General features: G+C 56.5%; 18 protein-coding genes. 7 read left to right on the top strand and 11 right to left on the bottom strand.

What is annotated here, in order from left to right:
• Positions 1–72: 72 nt before the first annotated feature.
• Positions 73–1,248, bottom strand: a complete 1,176-nt coding sequence (locus HF679_RS08555; RefSeq protein WP_187042870.1) for an MFS transporter — start codon at positions 1,246–1,248, stop codon at positions 73–75.
• Positions 1,249–1,330: 82 nt separating this feature from the next.
• Between HF679_RS08555 and HF679_RS08550 the strand changes: the two genes are divergently transcribed.
• Together HF679_RS08550 and HF679_RS08545 are read left to right on the top strand one after the other, a co-directional pair.
• A complete protein-coding gene (locus HF679_RS08550; protein ID WP_187042869.1) occupies positions 1,331–1,831 on the top strand; it encodes an Lrp/AsnC family transcriptional regulator in 501 nt (166 codons plus the stop codon).
• A 172-nt stretch (positions 1,832–2,003) separates the two neighbouring features.
• Entirely contained in the window at positions 2,004–2,561 is a 558-nt protein-coding gene (locus tag HF679_RS08545; RefSeq protein WP_261802997.1) for a histidine phosphatase family protein, read from the top strand.
• Positions 2,562–2,631: 70 nt separating this feature from the next.
• Here HF679_RS08545 and argC read toward each other — a convergent pair whose 3' ends face one another.
• Positions 2,632–3,552 carry an N-acetyl-gamma-glutamyl-phosphate reductase gene (gene argC / locus HF679_RS08540; RefSeq protein WP_187042868.1) on the bottom strand — a complete coding sequence of 307 codons (921 nt, stop codon included), beginning with the start codon at positions 3,550–3,552 and terminating at the stop codon, positions 2,632–2,634.
• Between the two features lie 112 nt (positions 3,553–3,664).
• Here argC and HF679_RS08535 point away from each other — a divergent pair, with 112 nt between their 5' ends.
• A complete protein-coding gene (locus HF679_RS08535) occupies positions 3,665–4,552 on the top strand; it encodes a LysR family transcriptional regulator (protein WP_187042867.1) in 888 nt (295 codons plus the stop codon).
• Positions 4,553–4,558: 6 nt separating this feature from the next.
• On the opposite strand, the gene HF679_RS08530 is transcribed toward HF679_RS08535, so the two are convergent.
• Entirely contained in the window at positions 4,559–5,440 is an 882-nt protein-coding gene (locus tag HF679_RS08530; RefSeq protein WP_187042866.1) for a LysR family transcriptional regulator ArgP, read from the bottom strand.
• 101 nt (positions 5,441–5,541) lie between these two features.
• Here HF679_RS08530 and HF679_RS08525 point away from each other — a divergent pair, with 101 nt between their 5' ends.
• Positions 5,542–6,360: an arginase family protein gene (locus tag HF679_RS08525; protein WP_187042865.1), complete on the top strand. Its 819-nt coding sequence runs from the start codon at positions 5,542–5,544 to the stop codon at positions 6,358–6,360.
• A gap of 12 nt (positions 6,361–6,372) precedes the next feature.
• Here the strand turns inward: HF679_RS08525 and HF679_RS08520 are convergent, their stop codons facing one another.
• Both HF679_RS08520 and HF679_RS08515 read right to left on the bottom strand, forming a co-directional pair.
• Positions 6,373–7,416 (bottom strand): GIY-YIG nuclease family protein, encoded by a 1,044-nt coding sequence (locus HF679_RS08520; RefSeq protein WP_187042864.1) that lies wholly within the window; start codon positions 7,414–7,416, stop codon positions 6,373–6,375.
• 187 nt (positions 7,417–7,603) lie between these two features.
• Entirely contained in the window at positions 7,604–8,941 is a 1,338-nt protein-coding gene (locus tag HF679_RS08515; protein ID WP_187042863.1) for a short-chain fatty acid transporter, read from the bottom strand.
• A gap of 474 nt (positions 8,942–9,415) precedes the next feature.
• Between HF679_RS08515 and HF679_RS08510 the strand changes: the two genes are divergently transcribed.
• From HF679_RS08510 to HF679_RS08500, 3 genes are all read left to right on the top strand, one after another.
• Positions 9,416–10,987, top strand: coding sequence for a sensor domain-containing diguanylate cyclase (locus HF679_RS08510; RefSeq protein ID WP_187042862.1), 1,572 nt, complete (start codon positions 9,416–9,418; stop codon positions 10,985–10,987).
• A 120-nt stretch (positions 10,988–11,107) separates the two neighbouring features.
• Positions 11,108–11,353 carry a YmjA family protein gene (locus HF679_RS08505; protein ID WP_123753951.1) on the top strand — a complete coding sequence of 82 codons (246 nt, stop codon included), beginning with the start codon at positions 11,108–11,110 and terminating at the stop codon, positions 11,351–11,353.
• Between the two features lie 28 nt (positions 11,354–11,381).
• Positions 11,382–11,990: a histidine phosphatase family protein gene (locus tag HF679_RS08500; protein WP_123753952.1), complete on the top strand. Its 609-nt coding sequence runs from the start codon at positions 11,382–11,384 to the stop codon at positions 11,988–11,990.
• A gap of 22 nt (positions 11,991–12,012) precedes the next feature.
• On the opposite strand, the gene HF679_RS08495 is transcribed toward HF679_RS08500, so the two are convergent.
• From HF679_RS08495 to HF679_RS08470, 6 genes are all read right to left on the bottom strand, one after another.
• On the bottom strand, positions 12,013–13,797 hold the full coding sequence (locus HF679_RS08495) for a sensor domain-containing diguanylate cyclase (protein ID WP_187042861.1): 1,785 nt from the start codon (positions 13,795–13,797) through the stop codon (positions 12,013–12,015).
• Positions 13,798–13,881: 84 nt separating this feature from the next.
• Entirely contained in the window at positions 13,882–15,069 is a 1,188-nt protein-coding gene (locus HF679_RS08490) for an HD domain-containing phosphohydrolase (RefSeq protein WP_154143661.1), read from the bottom strand.
• Positions 15,070–15,462: 393 nt separating this feature from the next.
• On the bottom strand, positions 15,463–16,230 hold the full coding sequence (gene fecE, locus HF679_RS08485; protein WP_123753955.1) for a Fe(3+) dicitrate ABC transporter ATP-binding protein FecE: 768 nt from the start codon (positions 16,228–16,230) through the stop codon (positions 15,463–15,465).
• A complete protein-coding gene (gene fecD / locus HF679_RS08480; RefSeq protein WP_154143663.1) occupies positions 16,231–17,184 on the bottom strand; it encodes a Fe(3+) dicitrate ABC transporter permease subunit FecD in 954 nt (317 codons plus the stop codon).
• A complete protein-coding gene (gene fecC / locus HF679_RS08475; RefSeq protein ID WP_123753957.1) occupies positions 17,181–18,179 on the bottom strand; it encodes an iron-dicitrate ABC transporter permease FecC in 999 nt (332 codons plus the stop codon). The genes fecD and fecC overlap by 4 nt, the downstream gene beginning before the upstream one ends.
• Positions 18,176–19,078: a Fe(3+) dicitrate ABC transporter substrate-binding protein FecB gene (locus tag HF679_RS08470; RefSeq protein ID WP_123753958.1), complete on the bottom strand. Its 903-nt coding sequence runs from the start codon at positions 19,076–19,078 to the stop codon at positions 18,176–18,178. The genes fecC and HF679_RS08470 overlap by 4 nt, the downstream gene beginning before the upstream one ends.
• Positions 19,079–19,116 lie beyond the last annotated feature (38 nt).

The following is a 19,116-nucleotide window of genomic DNA, read 5'->3' as shown; positions in this document are numbered from 1 at the left end:
TTGCAACTCACAGCACAAAGCGGACGTCATGTTTTACCAGACAGCCTTAAATCAGGTGTCGCCATTTACTCATCAACATGAACTCGCTCGCAGAGCAAACCCCTTACGGGCGCTTAGCCATGCGAGAAACGCTAATCCGAGTGCGATAAACGACAGGATTGCCCCCGCCCAGTTTGGCGAAACCAGACCAAAACCGGCAGCAATAGTGGCTCCGCCAGCCCATGCGCCTAAGGCATTTCCCAGATTAAACATGCCGATATTCACGGAAGCGGCCATCGTAGGGGCTCCGGCCTGGCTGGCGCGATCCATGACCAGTTTCTGAATGGGTGAGACGGTAGCAAAACCGAATGCGGCCATCAGGAATACCGACGCGCCGGCAATGAACGGGTTTTCAACGCCAGTCCAGAAGACGAGCAGGACAATCCCTTGTGCAGTCAGCGTGACGAACAGAGTGCCAAACAGCGAGCGATCTGCGAAGCGTCCGCCTATCCAGTTGCCGACTGCCAGTCCCAGGCCAAAAAGAACCATTAACCATGCAATGCCCGCATCTGAGAAACCTGCCAGCCTGGTCATCATCGGCGCGATGTAGGTGATTGAGGTAAAAAATGCCGCCGGACCAAAGACCGTAATGCCCATAACCAATAGAACCTGAGGGTCAACAAAAGCACGGAGTTCCGTCCGTAACGCTATGGATTTTCCCTTTTCGATAGGTGGCACAAGCAGGGCGATAGCGGCGATCGTAAGCAGGCCTATACCGGCAATCACCCAGAAGACAAGCCGCCAGTTGAAGGCCTGAGCGAGCCAGGTTCCAGCGGGTACGCCAACCAGATTGGCCAGCGTCAGCCCGGAAAACATAAAGGCAATAGCGCTGGCCTGGCGACCTGGTGCAACCAGCGAGGCCGCGATAATGGATCCAATACCGAAGAAGGCGCCGTGATTAAAGGAGGTGATGATACGGCCTGTAACGGCAACAGCCAGTGACGGTGCTGTCGCGGTAACGAGATTACCGAGGGTAAAAATTATCGCCAGCGTTATCAGCATGGTCTTGCGAGGTATTCGCGCGCCCAACACCGTCATAAGCGGCGCGCCGACAAAAACACCCAGCGCATAGGACGTGGCCATAGTACCGGCTGATGGGATACTGACGGCGAAATCATCGGCTAGCTGGGGGAGAATTCCGGCGATAACGAATTCGGTCAGACCGATACCGAATGCGCCGACGGCGAGTGCTAAAAGTGCGATGGGCATGGAAACTCCAGTTGCTGTTCTTGCTGAATTTTATTAGGTGAAATAAATTATATTCATACTTTTATTCAGTCAGGAAAGGCTTGTGAGCGCATTTGATAAAGAAAAAGATGGTATTAGGCAGGCAAGACATAAACCTGCTGAACTCGACGCAATTGACCGAAAAATATTAGGTGCGCTGGCAGAGGATGCCGGTCGCAGTTACTCCGAACTGAGTGAGATTGTGAACCTATCGGCGCCGGCGGTGCACGATCGTGTAAAGCGGCTAAAACGTGATGGCGTCATAAAAAGGACGGTGGCGATACTCGACGGCTGCCGGCTTGGCAGAACATTGCTGACGTTTCTTGTGGTGGATACCAGCAGCTATCAGGCGACGCGCGCGCTGCTGCAATTTACCAACCGACGGGAAGTTGAAGAACTACATACCGTAGCAGGTGACGGATGCGTACTGATTAAGGTTCGTGCCGCAGATACCGAATCGCTGGAAAATTTTCTGATGGAAATTCAAAGCGTGGATGGGGTGCGATCGGTGCGAAGTTATATTGCACTCTCTACCTTTTTAGAACGTGGGCCATCGCCGGACTGAATCACGGGGCGCGCATAATATTTCAGTTATACCGACGGAGGGGTCATTAAAGGCGAGCGTGCTGGTTCCATGGACAGCCATAACACAGTCACACAGGCCTGTTTTCCTGGCGTAGACCGCATGATATCAACACGTTAATCTGGGTGTAATTTAGGGGGGACGGAGAAGGTATATGGAAATTATTTTAATGCGTCATGGAAAACCCAGCTTCATTGGCAATTCGAAAGTGACCAGCCGTGAAATGACCGACTGGATTACACAATATAACCTCTCTGAGATTGGCCGTGATACGCCGCCAGAATCAAGCGTTGCATTGGCTTTCAACGCATTACGGGTCATCAGTAGCCCTCTGCCGAGAGCCATTTCATCACTCAATGCCTTGGGCTGGCATGCGGGTTTAAGCGATGACATGTTCCGGGAAGCAGACCTGCCGGTCTACTTTATTCCTGGGGTGCGGTTATATCCTGCGCATTGGGCAATATTATTTCGCATGATGTGGCTCTGCGGCATGTCCCGCGAGGTAGAAAGCCTGGCGATGGCGAAAAGGCGTGCCGACCAGGCCGCCGATATACTGATAGGTATGGTGCATAAATATAACGGCCCGGTATTGCTCATGGGCCACGGTATAATGAACCGACTAATCGCGAGAGCCCTTATATCGAAAGGCTGGAAAGCGCATCGCCGTGCCGGAAACACTTACTGGAATGCCGGTGTTTATCACATTGAGTGAATGAATAGCGTGTTGCGTCCGCCCCAGGCATGGCGCGGACATTCACCCTCATGCCACTCTCACTGTACTATTAACGAACCTCAATCATCAGATCCAGATTCTGCACGGCGGCGCCGGAGGCCCCTTTGCCCAGGTTATCGAAGACTGCGGTCAGCAGTATTTGCCCGTTGTCGGGGTTTGAAAACACACCTAATTCCATGTCGTTGGTGCCATTCAATCGTTCAGGATTGAGGCGCTGCGCGTCGTCGGCGCTGAGGGATTCCAGCACCCTGACGTGGCGGCTCTCGCGGTAATGCTGCGTGAGGCAGGCATGTATCGTGGCGGCATCGGCGTTTTTTGCCAGCAGGTGCTGTTGTAACGGCACGCTCAGGACGATCCCCTGGCGATAGGCGCCGTAGGCGGGCAGGAAGAAGGGCGGGGCAGAGAGCCCGGCGTAACGCGCGATTTCCGGCACGTGTTTATGCTTCAGGCCCAGGCCATACACCTGAAACGTTGGCCCGGCAGTGTCCTCGCTTTCGTAACTATCCACCGCCGCCCGGCCACCGCCGGAATAGCCGGAAACCGCATGAATGCAGACCGGGTAATCGGCGGGCAGCAGTCCGGCGTTCACCAGCGGGAACAGCAGACCAATCGCACCGGTAGGATAACAGCCGGGATTGGTCACTCGCTTTGACGCTCTGATGCGATCCGCCTGGTCGGCGCTCAACTCCGGAAAACCATAGGCCCAGCCGGGGGTGACCCGGTGCGCTGAACTGGCATCGATCACCCGGACATGCGGGTTTGCAATCATCGCCACCGACTCGCGCGCCGCCTCATCCGGCAGACACAGGATCGCAATATCGCAGCCGTTCAACATCTCAGCCCGCAGGCGCTTGTCTTTACGCTGCGCAACCGGCAGCGTCATGAGGCTGATGTCTGACCGGTGGCGCAGACGATCGTGGATTTGCAAGCCTGTCGTACCCTGCTCGCCATCAATAAACAGGTGGGTCATCGTTCTCTCCTGGGATCGGATCGTCGGTGAAAACCATGATGTTGTGCCAGCTTTCAGAATTGGTAAAGTTGAATTACTCTAACGTCAAATTCAGTTTTTCTGAGGTACGTGTATGCGTGAGATTAACCTCGATCAGCTCCGCACCCTGATGACCATAGCCGAGACCGGCTCGTTCAACGAGGCCGCCCAACGCCTGCATCTGTCGCCGCCGACGGTTAGCCTGCATATCTCTGAACTGGAACAGCGGGTGGGGGCGAAACTGCTGTCCCGCGCCCGCGGGAATGTCAGGCCCACGGCGATTGGGGAAAATCTGGTCGCCCATGCGCGTCGCCTGCTGGCGGATGCCGCCTATGTGCTCGACGATATCTCACGCCAGGCCAGAGGGCTGACCGGGCGCGTCAGATTTGGTGCGTCGACCGGCGCGATCGCCAATCTGCTGCCGCGGGCGATTGAAAAACTGGCGCAGTCGCACCCCGGTATCGATGTCCACATCGCGGTGCTCACGTCGCATCAGACCCTTGAGCAGTTGAAATCCGGGGCGCTTGATATCGGTATTGTGGCGCTGCCGCAACCGCGCTGCGCCGGTCTGAATATTGAGACCTGGCGCCGGGACCCGGTTGTCGCTTTCCTGCCGCAAAACTGGCCGACGCCGGAGGTGGTGACGCCGGAGTGGTTGAGCGAAAAACCCCTGATTTTGAACGGTTCGGGCACCCATTTATCGCAGCTGACCGGGAACTGGTTTGCCGACTCGGGCCATCGGCCAACGCCGCGGATTACCCTCGACTACAACGATGCGATCAAAAGCCTGGTGGGGGCAGGGTATGGCGCGACCTTGTTACCGCTGGAATCGGGGACGCCCGCCTCAGCGGATAGCCGTATCGTCACTCGCGCCTTAAAACCGGCGCTATGGCGAGAATTAGGCCTGGCTTATCGGCAGAACGACAACGAACAATCTACGCAGCACTTGCTCAGGGTACTGCGTGAACTGACTCAGGCCTGACGAGATCTAGGCATAAAGTTCCTGCCGCGCAGCGGCGTGGACGCACTCGCTCAGCTGTTCTAATAATGTGAGTTTCAGGCTCCAGCGATGCCAGTAAAGGCGAGTATCAACGCAATGATCCGCGGCGACGTCGACGAGGCGGCCCTGTTCACACAGCGGCGCCGAGAGATGTTCGGGGAGCATTCCCCAGCCCAGTCCGCGTGAAACGGCGAGAAGATAGGCGGAGGTCGAAGGGATAAATTGCGCAGGCGGCGTAATATCCGAGGAGAACAAGCTCTGAATAAATTTGTTCTGCAGGTCATCCTTATGATTAAACATAATCACCGGCGCATTTCTTAATGCGGCTTCGCTGACGCCGTCGCGAAAATAGGCCTGATAATACTCGGGCGAGGCGTAGGCTTTATATTTCATGGTGCCGAGATACTCCACTTTGCATCCCTGAAGCAGAGCGTCATCGGCGCTCACCGCAGCCATCACTTCCCCGCTCTGGAGCAATGTGGCGGAAAAGTCCTGATCTTCGATGCGGATATCCACCACGATGCCATATTCGCGAAAAGCGCAGGAGATGGCGGTTAAAAACCAGCCGTCAACGGAATCGGCGTTCACCGCCACCACGGCTTTGCCCTGATGTTTTTTCTCCTGAACGGAGAAAAAGTCATTTTCCAGAAACTCTATTTTTTCCGCATAGCGGTAAAGCTCTCTCCCCGATTGCGTTGGCCGACACGGGCTGCCTCTGACGATAAGCACCTGGCCCATCTCTTCCTCAAGCGCCCGAATTCTCTGGCTCACGGCGGAAGGGGTGATATGCAACTTTCTGGACGCCATCTCAAAACTGCCGCCGCGGATGATTTCCATAAACGTTTCTAAGAACGAGTAATTTAATTTCATATTAAGTAAAACTTACGTATCGTGATTTTAATTAATTTGCCTTACTTTTAAATATTCATCAACCTGTCTGCGGTGAATATCTGACAACACAGGACGGCATAATGACGACAACACTTACCTGTTTTCAGGGACGGGCGGGCGACCATAACGATCTGGCGATGCCGGGGGCCCGTTCGCTGGCCGATTATCTTTCCCGCATCACGCATTTACCGCCGGTCGGGATTGCTGAACCGGAGCCGGCGCTGAACCGCGGCTGGTCAACCGAACTCCAGGCGGCTTTACCGGCATTAAAAGAGATGCAAAACCATCTGGCGGCCATTTACGCCGCTGGTGGGCGTTCGCTCGCCGCGACCAGCCGCTGCGCGGTTTCGCTGGCGACTTTGCCGGTGGTGGCACAGCATCATCCCGAGGCCTGCGTGGTATGGTTTGATGCCCATGCCGACCTCAACACGCCGGCGTCCAGCGCGTCGGGATATCTGGGGGGATTAGCGTTATCAGGCCCGGCAGGCCTGTGGCAGTCCGGGCTCGGTGATGGTCTGGCGCTGGGGTCGATTATTCTGGTGGGGCAGCGCGATCTTGATCCCTTTGAAAAGCAGCTGATCGCCGAGCAGGCTATCACCTGTATTCCCTTCGCCGACGGTTACCTTGAGCGATTGCGCGAGGCCATTAACCAGCGTCCGGTTTATATGCATCTCGATTGCGACGTTCTCGAACCGGGTATTGTGCCGACCGACTATAACCATCCGGGCGGCATGGGGCTTAACGATCTGCAACAGGCCTGCGCGGTGCTGGCAGAGTCAGAGGTGATCGGCGTGGAAATTGCCGAGTTTCAGAATGCCTGGGATCGGCAGTCAGAACCGGTTTCGCCTGCTGAGCTCATCCGCGCGCTACGGCCAGCCATCGACAGGCTGCTGGGGTAATGTGAGAAGGCGTTAGCTTACCTGGTTCATCCAGCGATAAATTGCATCCAGTTGGTTAATCCTGGCGCGGAGCGTCTGTTCATCAGCGCTACTTAAGGTAAATGATGACCAGATGGTTAAATGAGGCGACACTTGCATGGTCCGCAGCTGGTGGTCGCCATCTTTTTTGATAACGGTGACCGCTTGCTGGCTGCGCTTTTGATAATGATGAGCTTTATCCAGGCACTCCAGCGCTTCATTTAATACGTCTTGCCATTGCCCGGCGGTTAATTCACTCAGCGTGAAGGATTTGCCGCCGATATATTTCTCTTTGATCTCAGGTCTCGAGGCAACCTGCCAGGCATCCCGGGCAAATGTCATCGACACTTCATTTGCCGGGTCCAGCTCCTGGATAACGTCTAACAACCGGGGCGTTGATAATTCTGACTGGATAAGCCGCGAGATTGGCCAGTTCCTGTACATGAGCCCTTCAAGATTCACCCCGATCCGGGCAATGTTGTCCTGTGGCCGCAACGAGATATTCCACTGGACGCCCTCATGGCCATCGCTCATGCCAAAAAACGGCTTATTCAGCTGACCAAAAGGCCGGCCTTTTATTCCCAGGATAGTGCAAAAAGATTGCAGCAAAGCGCTGTATTCGGCGGCATCATGCCGGGTGGTGAAGGTGTGCTGCGGCCTTTTTGTCTTTTTGGTTTTCATCTCAGGATTCTGTATTGCAGAAGGGGCTACGTCGGCGAGAGTGATGGTTTTTATGTCTTGCTGCGACTCAAGGATCGACACGATGGCTTTACAGGCATCGTCAGCGCCGAGATTAAAAAACTCTCTTCGCTTCTGGCGTAATGGCGTGAGCTTGTGATGAATCAGGCTCTCAAATTTCTGGCAATCATTTACCGCGAACGAATAGGCCACGGACCAAATAAAATCGCCGGTGGAGCTTTTATTTATTTCCTGGCAGCGGGCAACGGGGTCTCGGGTGGTCATGCCAATTTTGCAGACCGGTAAGTCAATATCCGCAACCTCGAGGATATAAACGTAGCCACTGAGTGTATTCGTCATGGTATTCCGTGTTAATCGCGCGTTATATTCGCCTGGGTTTTTATTGCGCAATATAATACAGCGTATTTTTGGCAAGTAAAAAGCCTTCATGAGTGGTTAGCGGTAAACAACAAACACGAGCGCGCGGTGCGACGCTGGTGTTTGCTGCTCATTATGACTAGAGGATGACTACCGGTTTACGCCGTTGTTAGCCCAGATGGGGCCAGAGCAATATGGCCGCCATATAAACGACTCCCACCCACATCATCATGACCACGGTGTAGCCCATAATGCTCTGTAATTTCAGTCTGGAAATGGCCAGCGCTGGCAGCAGCCAGAACGGTTGAACCAGATCATTCCAGGCATTCCCCAACATCACGGACATCGATGTCTGGGCCAGCGATGCCTGCATCGATTGCGCCGCGTCAATCATAAAGGGTCCTTGCACCACCCAGTGGCCGCCGCCGGAAGGGGCAAAGAAATTAATAAAGAAGGAGCTGATCAGCCCCCAGAACGGCAATGTCTCCGGCGTTGAGATCTGGACAAACAGTTCCGCAATGGTTTTTACCAGCCCTGAAGCCGCCATAATTGCCATGATCCCGGCATAAAACGGGAACTGCAGAATAATGCCGCCAATCGTGCGAATACCTTCGTTGAGTTTCTCGACATAATTGAGTGGCGTCCCCAGCAAGATCACGCCGAGGAAAAGAATAAAGTAATTGATAATGTTCAGGTCCAGTACGCCGCCGCTGACAAAATGCCCGACCACATACACCATTCCTACCGTACCGATGGTGTAGCTGGTGAGCTTGCTGTGGTTTAACTTTGCCGCGAAAGTGGCGTGACCCGTCAGATCGTCATGCCCACTGCTTGTGGGGGCGACCGGCGCTTCTGGTTCATGGTATTCGGCGATCTTTTCCCCCTGGTGCGGATGGAGTGACGCATTGAGCAGGGGCAGGGTCACGAGCAGCACGGCGGTGGTCAGCAGCATCGGCAGTGAAAATATCGTTTCACTCAATGAAATAATGCCCATTTGCGCTTCCAGGGCGTGATTCTGCGTCGATATCAGCAGCGGGATAGTGGCGGAAAATCCCAGGCCATAAAAAGTGAATCCACTGTATGCCGCCGCAATAATCAATGGGTAATGGACGCCCGGAATACTGCGGGCCAGCTTTTTGGCAATAATGCTGCCAATCACCAGCCCGAATCCCCAGTTCAGATAGCTACCGATGGAGCCGACCAGGGTAGCAACAATAATCGCCGTACGTGGAGTATGCACGTGGCTGACGATCCGGTTAAGAAAGCGGTCCACCAACGGGGCGGCGGCTAAAACGTAACCCATCGCCAGAATCACCGCCATTTGCGTGGTGAAACTTAATAACTGCCAGAAACCGTTGCCCCAGTCCATGGTGGTCTGCAAGGGCGAACGGCCCTCGATCACAAAAGCCAGCGCCATGGTCAGCAGGGTTAACAGAATGGCAAAGACAAAAGGATCGGGCAGATAGCGGCGCATCAGTTCTGTGAAAAAGTGGGTGATTTTACTCATGTGTATTTACCGGATTACCCGGAGGCTCCTTGCAATATCAGATGTTTTTATCTGCCAGGCAGGTCTGTCGGAAAGCAGCCTGGGTGGCAGTGCGCATGGCATTTCTTGTTGTGTTGCGAGTTGCGGTTGCGATGAGTCCACGTGCGATGACGTCAGTCATGCATTTTCAGAGAGAGGGTGACTGACGCAGACCGGCGCCTGAGCGCTGAGCCCGGCGTTAACCTGTAGGGTAATGGGCTCACAACCGCTACTGACAATAGGAGGGCGGGAGAGCGGCGGTCAATGGCGATAATCGAAAATACGTGCGATTATCGCCCGTTATCGACGGTTTCGCTGAAATCTGTGATCCGACTGGGACAATGTGAACGCGATGACCGGTTCGTGCTATTCGCCGCTGAGGGCAGATAAGATCGGTTTATCTTCCCGGCGCAAAAGCTGATAAAATAAGGAAAACTTCTACAACCGTGAAGGCTTATGCTCAGGAAAAAATTGCATCTGCGCACTCTGATGTTGATGTTGTCAGTCGGAGGGATCCTGCTGACTTCTCTGCTGCTGCTCAGTGCCTTGACGCTTTTCCAGAAGGGTAACATCGAAGACCGTTTACTCGAGAATAACCTTGCATACGCCCGCAAGCTGGCCGACACCACGGACCGCTACCTGGTGACCGCACAACGCGAACTGGCCTACAGCGCGAGTCAGATAAAAGGCCTTACCGATACGCAATACCTGAGAAACGAAGTCGACCGACTGCGCCTGCAGTCCGGTTTTTTCAACTCGGTGGTGATTGTGAACGCCCATGCGGTGATCGCCGCCGCCTCCCCTGAAAGCCTCGGGCTGATAGGGGTGAAACTCCATTCGAATGCCAGCCTGAAAGCCATTGTGGAAAAGAAACTCTTTATCTCTGAGCCGTTCATCTCGGCTGCCGGCAACTATGTGGTGTTTGTCTCTCAGCCCTTATTTAATCAGGCCGGCGAGTACATCGGATTTATTGGCGGCAGTATCTATCTGCAAAAAGAAAGTATGCTCAGCGACATCCTCAGCATGCATTTTTATGACAAATCCACCGATGTCAGCGTGATTAATAATGACGGTAAGATAATCTTCAATCGTGACCCGAAATTAGTCGGGGGTGGCTATCAGTCGGTCCCCGGACTGCAGGAGCAGGTGGTCAGGGAACAGAGCGGGCATTTTTTTGGCGATGATAAACGCGGCGGCAGCCTGGTGGGTTATGCCAGCCTGAAGCAGGCCGACTGGAAGGTGGTCATTTCGGGCGCCTCGGAAAGCGTGTCGCGTATTCTGATGCAGACGGTGGTCAATGCCTTCTGGTTTACTCTGGCTATCGTCCTGTTAACGATCACGGTGGTGACGCTGTTTGCTGCCCGCATCTCCTCCCCACTTGAGAAGCTGGCGGAGTTTACCCAAACCAACGACAGCGAAGCCACCCTGAAAAAACTAACGCACATCAGCGTGTGGTACAAAGAGGCGGAGCGTCTTAAAGAAGCCCTTAGCCTGCATCTGCAGACCATGACCCGCAGGGTCAATGCCCTCAGCGATGAAACCATGACCGACCCGCTGACCGGGTTGTATAACCGCCGGGGGTTTAACGCGCTGATTAAACAGTTAGACCCGTCGACGGAGCAGTGCATCATCGCCATTGATATCGATCATTTCAAAACCATTAATGACCGGTATGGGCACGACGGCGGCGATGCGGTACTGGTGACATTCGCTGATACCTTACGCCGGCTCTCTACTCGCGGTCAGATTATCAGCCGCTTTGGGGGCGAAGAGTTTATCGTGTTACTGCCGGAAACCGCAGTGGCCGAGGCGGCCGTGGTGGCCGAACATATCCGTGCCGCGATCGAAAATGCCGACTTCCCGCATGGCGAAAAGGTCACTATTTCGCTCGGCGTCGCCGGATTCAATGACAACGGTAATGACGTTTACGCCGTCCTGCGTAAAGCGGATCTCGCCCTGTATGAAGCCAAGCGCAAGGGGCGAAATACCGTTGTCGTCAGTCAGGCCCAGAGGCTGTTCGACGTCTGAAGCGTCAGCACGTGCAGGCCAGGCTTGCAGAGAGCACAGAAAAAAAGAGACAAGAATGCTATTATCGACGGCTGATAATAGAGGCTGTTATGCACACCGGCATTAAACCAGGGGCTAGTTATGAATAATGAAATACCACTCAAATATTATGACATCGTCGACGAGTATTCGACGGAGACCGCCAACCCGGTCAGCGAGGCGGAACGTGACTCCCTGGCGCGTTATTTTCAGCTGCTGATCACCCGGCTGATGAATAACGAAGAGATCGACGAGGCGGCGCAGCATGAGATGGCCCTTGAAGCGACCGTTGACGCCGGGCGTATCGATGATATCGCGAACTTCCTCAATCAGTGGGGCAATGAGTAGCCGCTAACGGGCCACATCAGCGTAACCAATGAAAATCCTGTTGGTCAGACATGGCGAAACGGCATGGAACCGCGTCAATCGCCTCCAGGGCCAGCTTGATAGCCCGGTAACCGAGCGCGGGCGCGCTCAAATCGCGGCGCTGGTCGGCGCACTGGGTGATGAAAAGATAGAGCAAATTATCTCATCCCCCTCTGGCCGTGCCGTGGCGGCGGCCAGACAGCTCGCCGATCACTTTTCCTGCCCGACGCGCCTTGATGCCCGCTTGAATGAACGGGGATTTGGCGTGTTGGAGGGGAAGATTTACGCCCAGTTAAACCCGGACGAACAACGGCTGTTTGACCGTATCTACTCCGCGGATCCTGACGTGACGCCGCGGCACGGCGAGTCGCTCACGGCAGCGGCCAGCAGAACTCTGGCGGCGCTGCTGGCGATTGGCGCGTCGGCCGAGCGCTGCGTCTGCGTGGTGTCCCACGGACATGTGATTCAGGCGGTTATCTCCTGCCTGAATCACGCCGGTCCCGAACGCTTTCAACACTATGCCCATCCCAACGGCAGCTACTCGATCCTCGACTATGCCGAAGGAAAGCTCTCACTGGTGAAATGGGGCATCGCCACCCACCTGCTAAAACAGCGATAAACGAGTTATCGCCGTCTGGCCGTTATCCCGCTTCCAACATGCCAAAGCTGACGATGCGCGAGCGGCCCTGTTCTTTAGCCCGGTACAGCGCCGCATCGGCGGCCCGCAGCAGGCTATCGCTCTGGGCATGCTGCGGGAAGCTGGCAATGCCAATGGAGACGTCTACCTGACCAAGATCGGTCGGACCATAGCGCAACGTCAGGCTGCGCACGTGGTTGTAAATCTCCTGGGCGCAGGCCCGGGCTGACTCTTCATTGCTGCCGCCCAGCAGCACCAGAAACTCTTCTCCGCCGTAGCGGAACGCCATACCAATATCGCGGACTTCACGTTGAATAATCGCGGCCACGTTTTTGATCACCAGATCGCCGGCTTCATGGCCGTATTGATCGTTGATCGCTTTGAAATGATCGATATCGATCATCAGGCAGCTCAACGGGGTATGGTTATTCACCGCAAGGCTGATTTGCGTATGCAATGCATCATCCAGATGGTGGCGGTTGCGTAGCCCGGTGAGCGAGTCGAACAGCGCCTTTTCCAGCAGCGCGCTGCGTAAGCGCTGGTTCGCCAGGGCCAGGCCCAGCGCTTCGGCCATCAGTTCCAGATAGGCGCGAGACGGGGCGGATTCAGCGGTCACTTTGCTAAACGTCAGCAGGCCGATGGCTTCCCCCTGGGCAATTAACGGGACGCACAGCGACTGGCCGACAGACGACGCATGCAGGTGGTCGCAGGCGACATCAGGCTCGCCGTTCACCGGCGGATGGCTCTGGCCACGCCGCACCGCCCAGCAGTTGTCGGGATAAAATACCTCGGGTTCATCCGGTGGAGAGAGCCACTGGGCGGCACAACGTAGTTGCCAGGGATCGGTCTCCAGAATATACAGCCGTCCCGGAATGCCTGGCGCCACGTTAGGGGCAAACAGCTCCGCGACTTTAACCACATCGTCGAAGGACTCGCAGCCCTGCAGACGTTGCGTCATCCGCGCCAGCAGCTCCCTGATGGCCCAGTCGGCATCGCGCTCTTGCTCCAGACGCTGACGCGCCAGGCCGTTTTCACGGAAGATGCGGATCGCCTGCGCCATATCGCCAATCTCATCGATCTGAGAAAACTGGGGCGCTTCGACGGCATAATCCTGCGAGGCAAGCCGCTGCACCACATCGCTTAAGCGAACGACCGGGTACAACACCCGCCGCTGCAGGATAAAACCCAGCACAAACAGAAACATCAATGCTGTCAGGGCGACCATCACCTCTGATAGCGTGCGCCAGGTATGCGATTTTTCCGTCGCCTCGACGATAGCGTTGTTAGCCCGTCCCTCGAGCATCAAGCGAAAGTGATCGATCTGGGTCTGAACCCGATCCAGTTCCTGTTCAAAGGTGTCGCCGTAGAGCAGGGCGATCGCCTCTTTATCTGCGCCCCGGTCGATGCTGGCGAGCGCGCTCTGTTCTTCGTCGCGAAGCTCATCGGCAATCTGTAGCCCGTCGCGCAACAGCGCCAGCTCCTGGGCGGTGGCGCCCTGATCTTTCAGTTTCGTCAGGCGCTGCTCGATGGTGGCAAGCTCCCGCGCTTTCTGGCGATACTCCTGCAACACTTCCGGGTCTTTGTTGATAACGAACGCGCGAGCGAGGCCGGAGAGGGCCCAGGTGTCGGTTTCCACCGCTTCGGTTAAGCGATCGAATTGTTGCATCTGTTGAACGGCCTGGCGTTCACTTTTTTCTGCGTTGGAAGCCATCAGCATGGCAATGCCGGAGGTAATAGTCAGGCACACGGTGATCCCGTACGCCCAGTTGGTCATGGTGGCGATTCTCACCGGAAATTCCTTGCGTGCAGATGAATAAAAAATGATGTTATTGCTTATTATAGACCCCCGACCCGTCAACTCGCGGGCAGGGGATTAGCGGCGCTGTTTCCTGATGATATCGCGATGCAGTTCCGCTGCATGCTGGCGTAAGGTGCAGAAGACATCCTTATCCAGCGCGCCCTTTATAACATCATTTTCGATCAGCTGTAATGCATCCTGGTAGCTCATGGCGACGCGGTAGGGACGGTCTTCCGTCAGGGCGGTGAAAATATCGGCGACGGCGATAATGCGGTCGGGCAGATGCAGATAATCCTCATTCAGGTGCAGGGGATAGCCACTGCCATCCAGTTTTTCATGATGGTTTGAGGCCCAGTTAATAATTTCGCCGAGTTCGCTAAAGGCGCTGAGCATCGCCCCGGTCATGTAGCTATGTTCGCGAACCTGCAGGAGCTCATCGCGGGTTAACTCGCCCTGTTTTTCCAGAATTGCCAGCGGGGTATAAATTTTACCGATATCGTGCAGATAGCCCGCCACTTCGATTTTTTTACACTCAATTTCCGGCAGCTGCATACAGGTGGCGAGCTGGCGGGATATTTCCCCAACCATAATGCTGTGGCTGGCGGTGAAACTGCTGTAGGTATCGACAATTTTGGCAATTAATAAGCAAAAATCTTTCAGGCCATCAATATCGATGTACAGGTCGTTAATCGGCCCAATGATTTCCAGCATGCGCTGGATATGTCCGGGATGAAGGTGCAACCAGAAATGCTCTTTCTCTGCGAGTTGACACAGGGTCTGGCAGAGCGTGGGGTCAATCTGATAATACAGCGCGCGGAACGCCTCGACGATCGCCCCCGATTGCCGCTCGGTGGTGATATTGCTGGTGGATAACAGACGTTCAAACGCATCGGCAAAAAAGACGATGTGCTCTTCGAGGCTGCCTTTATAGTCGGGGCTAAAATGGTGGTGGCGAATGATCGGCAGCAGCGGCGCGAGGGAGGATAACCCCTCAAGCATTTCCGCCCCCCGGTGCTGGTGGGGATCTTCAATATTATCAATATCATTGAGGGTGGTGACGACCCGCTTGTCGCCGAGCACCCCAATATCGTGAAGCAATGCGGCACAGAAGATCGTCTGCTGCTGCGGACGCGGCAGCTTTAAGGCCAGCGACAGTTCGAGGGCAATTAAGGCCGTGCGCTGCATATGCAGTTGCAATACCGGGTTGATAACCTGGATAACGCGCGTAGTAAGTATTAACGCTGATTTTAAGGCGAGACGCATCGTTTTGCTCCCTTCGCGAGCCCCGGAGAAATAGCTTGATTCTGGTTGTCGGTATCCTGATAACGTCGCTGTCGTGCAGGATAAAATGACAGATGAGTGAATACCAGAGTATGTACATTTTCACCCACGCCCAATACCGACACGCATTGTGCCAAAACACGTGTCATGGCGAAAAATCTGTAATGGCCGCTAGTTAATCATTTTGTCCATAAAAAGAAAATAAACAGCGGAAGGCCGCGGTATTAATTTAGCGTCACTTTGATACATATCTATTTTCGCGATAAGCCCTTAGCTATTTTAGAACAGAACTGGCGATCGCTGCACAGAGAATAGCCATTTCAGATTCTTCGTGGTTCACACGGATAATTAGCATGGCCGGGCGACACCAGCTGGTTATTTCACCACGCACATTGGGTGTTGGGAAATCGGGTCAGGGTGGACTTCGGCATCCAGGCTGAAAACGTCGCGCAGCATGGCGGGCGTCAGGACACTCTCGGGCGAACCCTGGGCTTGCACTTTGCCGCTATTCAGTACCACCAGATGATCGCAGTAACGGCTTGCCTGATTCAGGTCATGCAACACGGTGACGACCGTTTTGCCAGCCTGCTGCAACTGGCGCATTAGCTTCATCAGTTCCACCTGATGGTTGATGTCCAGCCAGGTGGTCGGCTCATCCAGCAACACCAGCGGAGTATCCTGGGCGAGGATCAGCGCCAGAAAGGCTCGCTGTCGCTGGCCCCCAGACAATGCGCTGAGCTGCTGTTCTGCAAACGACGCCATGCCGGTTCGCTCAAGAGCGTCGCTGACAAGTCGCCGGTCGCTCTCCGAGAGTCGTCCCCACAGCGGCAGCCACGGGCTGCGGCCATAGCCGACCAGCTCACGGACGGTGATCCCCTCAGGTGTCAGATGCTGCTGGGGCAGTAGCGCCAGATGGCGAGCCAGCTGCCGGGCGCTCAAGGCCGTCAGCGGCCGTTCACCCAGCCAGATCTCGCCTGTCGTAGGAGCCAGTAAGCGTGAAAAACACTTCAGTAACGTCGATTTACCGCAGCCGTTCGGCCCCAGCAGGGCGGTGATTTTCCCGGCAGGAAGCGTCAGATTGAGCCCGTTCAGGATCGGTTTGGCGCCATACCCGGCACGCAGATTTTCCGTTCTTAGTTCCATTTAACGCATTCTCACAAGTAACCAGATAAACCACGGGGCGCCGATAATGGCGGTTAACACACCGGCCGGAAGCTCCATCGGGGGATGGATCGTCCGTGCCAGCAGATCCGCCAGCAGCAGAACCAGCCCGCCCACCAGGGCGGAGAAGGGCAGCACATAGCGATGGCTGCCCCCGGTCAGGCGGCGGACCAGATGCGGCACCACCAGGCTGACAAAGGCTATCGGGCCGCACACCGCGACGCTTACCGCGGCCAGCGCCACTGCCAGCGCCAGGCCGTAGCCGTTGAGCCTGCGGATATTCACCCCCAGGGTTCCGGCGCGTTCGTTGCCCAGCGCCAGCAGGTCGAGGTCACGACTGAACAGCAGGCTCAGCGGCAGCAACAGTGCCAGAAGCGGCAGGGCCACCATGACGAAGGCGCTGTCACGCGCCCACAGGCTGCCCGTCAGCCATAACAGCGCGTTGTTGATCTCCTGAGGCTGCGACAGCAACAGGTAATCGGTGATGCTGGCCCAGCACGCGGAGAGCGCGACCCCGGTTAGCGCCAGGCGCATCGGGCGAGTGAACCCTGCCAGGGCGATCAGCATCAGCATTGCCGCCATGCCGCCGATAAAGGCCAGCACCGGCAGCCACAACAGCGGCAGCGACGGCAGGAAAGCGAGTGTCGCAACCGAGGTCAGGCTGGCCGCGTGATTGACGCCAAGAATATCCGGCGAGGCCAGCGGATTGCGGACGATCCCCTGAATCAATACCCCGGAGACGGCCAACGCCGCGCCGATAATCAGCGCCAGCACCACGCGCGGCAGGCGATATTGCGTGAGGACATAATGATATTCGCTGCCGCTGCGCCAGCCGTCGAGCAGGGCATGCCAGGGCAGGGCAATCGCCCCCATCCGCAGCGACAGCACGGCTAAGATAATCAGCAACAGCAGCAGGCTGAACAGCCGATGTTTCATCCCCGCCTCCTGACCAGCCAGACAAAGCACGGCGCGCCAGCCAGCGCCAGCACCACCCCGGCCGGCAGTTCGCCGGGCCAGGCCAGAGCGCGGGCGATCACATCGGCCAGTAGCATAAACATCGCCCCGAGCACCACGCTCATCGGGAGCAGGAGCCGGTGATCGTGACCGACCCACAGACGGGCCAGGTGCGGCATCAGCAGGCCGATAAACGCCACCGGACCGGCAACGCTCACGCAGGCGCCGGTCAGCAGCAGTACCGCCGCGTGAATCAGCAGCCGCAGACGCGGCAGGTTTATGCCCAGCGAATGGGCGGCGGTATCGCTGACGTTGAGCAAGTTCAATGAATGGGCGAAGAGGCAGACCAGCGGAATAATCAGCAGCGTAAAGGGAAACAGCTGCCAGAATTCTGCCCAGCGCACATGCGATACGCCCCCGGCCAGCCAGTATAAAATGCCGTAGGCGTGATCTTCCGTCAGCAGCAGGGTGATGCGGGTGAGCGCCATGCACAGCGCCGACAGCGCGATCCCGGCCAGAATCAGGCGGTTGCGATCCAGCTCATGGCGCCAGCCGCCGCCGGCGGTCATCACCAGCAGCCAGCTGATACCGCCGCCGCAGGCCGCGATAAACGCCAGTGAGTAGCCGGCCAACGGTGCCGGGCTGAACGCGCTGGTCAGGGACATCGCCAGCGCCGCGCCGCTGTTAATCCCGAGCAGCGACGGCGAGGCCAGGGGATTATGGGTCAGCGTTTGCAGCAGGGTTCCGCACAGCGCCAGGCTGGCGCCCAGCAGCAGTGCCACCAGGCTGCGCGGCAGCCGAATATTCAGCACCAGCGCCTGGGGCAGAGACGGCGAGTCGGGGGCGAGCAACGCGCGTAGCGCATCCAGCGGCGTAATCGGGATCGCGGAATAGCAAAACAGGCTCAGCCAGAACAGACCGGCCAGCATCAATAGCGGCGTAAACCAGCGCAACAGGACACCACGAGAAGGCTTCATTGCGGCACGTCAACCGCCTGGTGGTGAACCATTTTTACCATGTCGCTGGCAATGCGTTCGGCGGCAAAAATACCGCGCATCCGCGCCCAGCTGTTGCTGTCCACGGCGACGACCTGATGCTGTTGCTGCGCCTGCAGCATCTGCCATAGCGGGTCCTGCTGCCATTTGCGCACGATGCTTTCTGCCCGGTAGTGGGCCACCAACAGCCATTGCGGGTTGATCGCCAGCAGTTGCTCGAGGTTGATGGTCGCCATCGGCGCGCCGTTGATGGCCTGCGGCACCGTTAGCCCCAGCGCAACCAGCACGCTGCCGGTATAGGTGTCGCGGGAGTGGAGCGTAAACTGCTGCTCGCGGGAGGTGCCAAACAGGACGTTTGCCCCCGCCGGGAGCTGACGGGCAAAATCGGCCATCCGCTGATGATGCAGCGCCAGACGCTGCGTCATGGCGGTTTCCTGGCCAATCACCTTGCCGATAATGGCCGCTGAATGCAGGTTTTCCTGGTAGGTTTCGTTACGGGATTTCAGTAACAGCACCGGGGCAATCTGCCGCAACGCGCCATAGATACCGCGGTGGCGGCTACTGTCGGCAATGATCAGGTCCGGGTGCAGGGCGCTGATGGCTTCCAGCGAGGGCTGCGCGCGGGTGCCGACCGATTGCCACGGTTTCAGGTGCGCGCGGACTTCCGGCAAAATACGCGACGGGTCGTTATCGTCGGCAATCCCAACGGGCGAGACGTCCACCGCCGCCAGCGCATCGGCGAAGGAGAGTTCCAGCACCACGATACGCTGAGGAGTGCGCTCGAAGGTTACGGTTCCGTGTTCATCCTGAACCGTGACGGCGAAAACCGGGCCGCTGAACACCAGCAGCATAGCGATGAAAAGACGCAAAACGGACGGCATACGAGCTCCTGTAAATGACAAGGCCCGGCAGATGCCGG

This window comes from Enterobacter sp. JUb54 (assembly GCF_014298075.1).
Classification (GTDB): domain Bacteria; phylum Pseudomonadota; class Gammaproteobacteria; order Enterobacterales; family Enterobacteriaceae; genus Klebsiella; species Klebsiella lignicola.
This window is presented reverse-complemented; position numbering and strand designations above follow the sequence as displayed.

Excerpts from the sequence above, each read along its gene's own strand:
- HF679_RS08555 (WP_187042870.1), bottom strand. The coding sequence starts at position 1,248 with ATGCCCATCGCACTTTTAGCACTCGCCGTCGGCGCATTCGGTATCGGT.
- HF679_RS08545 (WP_261802997.1), top strand. The coding sequence starts at position 2,004 with ATGGAAATTATTTTAATGCGTCATGGAAAACCCAGCTTCATTGGCAAT.
- argC (WP_187042868.1), bottom strand. The coding sequence starts at position 3,552 with ATGACCCACCTGTTTATTGATGGCGAGCAGGGTACGACAGGCTTGCAA.
- HF679_RS08535 (WP_187042867.1), top strand. The coding sequence starts at position 3,665 with ATGCGTGAGATTAACCTCGATCAGCTCCGCACCCTGATGACCATAGCC.
- HF679_RS08530 (WP_187042866.1), bottom strand. The coding sequence starts at position 5,440 with ATGAAATTAAATTACTCGTTCTTAGAAACGTTTATGGAAATCATCCGC.
- HF679_RS08525 (WP_187042865.1), top strand. The coding sequence starts at position 5,542 with ATGACGACAACACTTACCTGTTTTCAGGGACGGGCGGGCGACCATAAC.
- HF679_RS08520 (WP_187042864.1), bottom strand. The coding sequence starts at position 7,416 with ATGACGAATACACTCAGTGGCTACGTTTATATCCTCGAGGTTGCGGAT.
- HF679_RS08515 (WP_187042863.1), bottom strand. The coding sequence starts at position 8,941 with ATGAGTAAAATCACCCACTTTTTCACAGAACTGATGCGCCGCTATCTG.
- HF679_RS08510 (WP_187042862.1), top strand. The coding sequence starts at position 9,416 with ATGCTCAGGAAAAAATTGCATCTGCGCACTCTGATGTTGATGTTGTCA.
- HF679_RS08505 (WP_123753951.1), top strand. The coding sequence starts at position 11,108 with ATGAATAATGAAATACCACTCAAATATTATGACATCGTCGACGAGTAT.
- HF679_RS08500 (WP_123753952.1), top strand. The coding sequence starts at position 11,382 with ATGAAAATCCTGTTGGTCAGACATGGCGAAACGGCATGGAACCGCGTC.
- HF679_RS08490 (WP_154143661.1), bottom strand. The coding sequence starts at position 15,069 with ATGCGTCTCGCCTTAAAATCAGCGTTAATACTTACTACGCGCGTTATC.
- fecE (WP_123753955.1), bottom strand. The coding sequence starts at position 16,230 with ATGGAACTAAGAACGGAAAATCTGCGTGCCGGGTATGGCGCCAAACCG.
- fecD (WP_154143663.1), bottom strand. The coding sequence starts at position 17,184 with ATGAAACATCGGCTGTTCAGCCTGCTGCTGTTGCTGATTATCTTAGCC.
- fecC (WP_123753957.1), bottom strand. The coding sequence starts at position 18,179 with ATGAAGCCTTCTCGTGGTGTCCTGTTGCGCTGGTTTACGCCGCTATTG.
- HF679_RS08470 (WP_123753958.1), bottom strand. The coding sequence starts at position 19,078 with ATGCCGTCCGTTTTGCGTCTTTTCATCGCTATGCTGCTGGTGTTCAGC.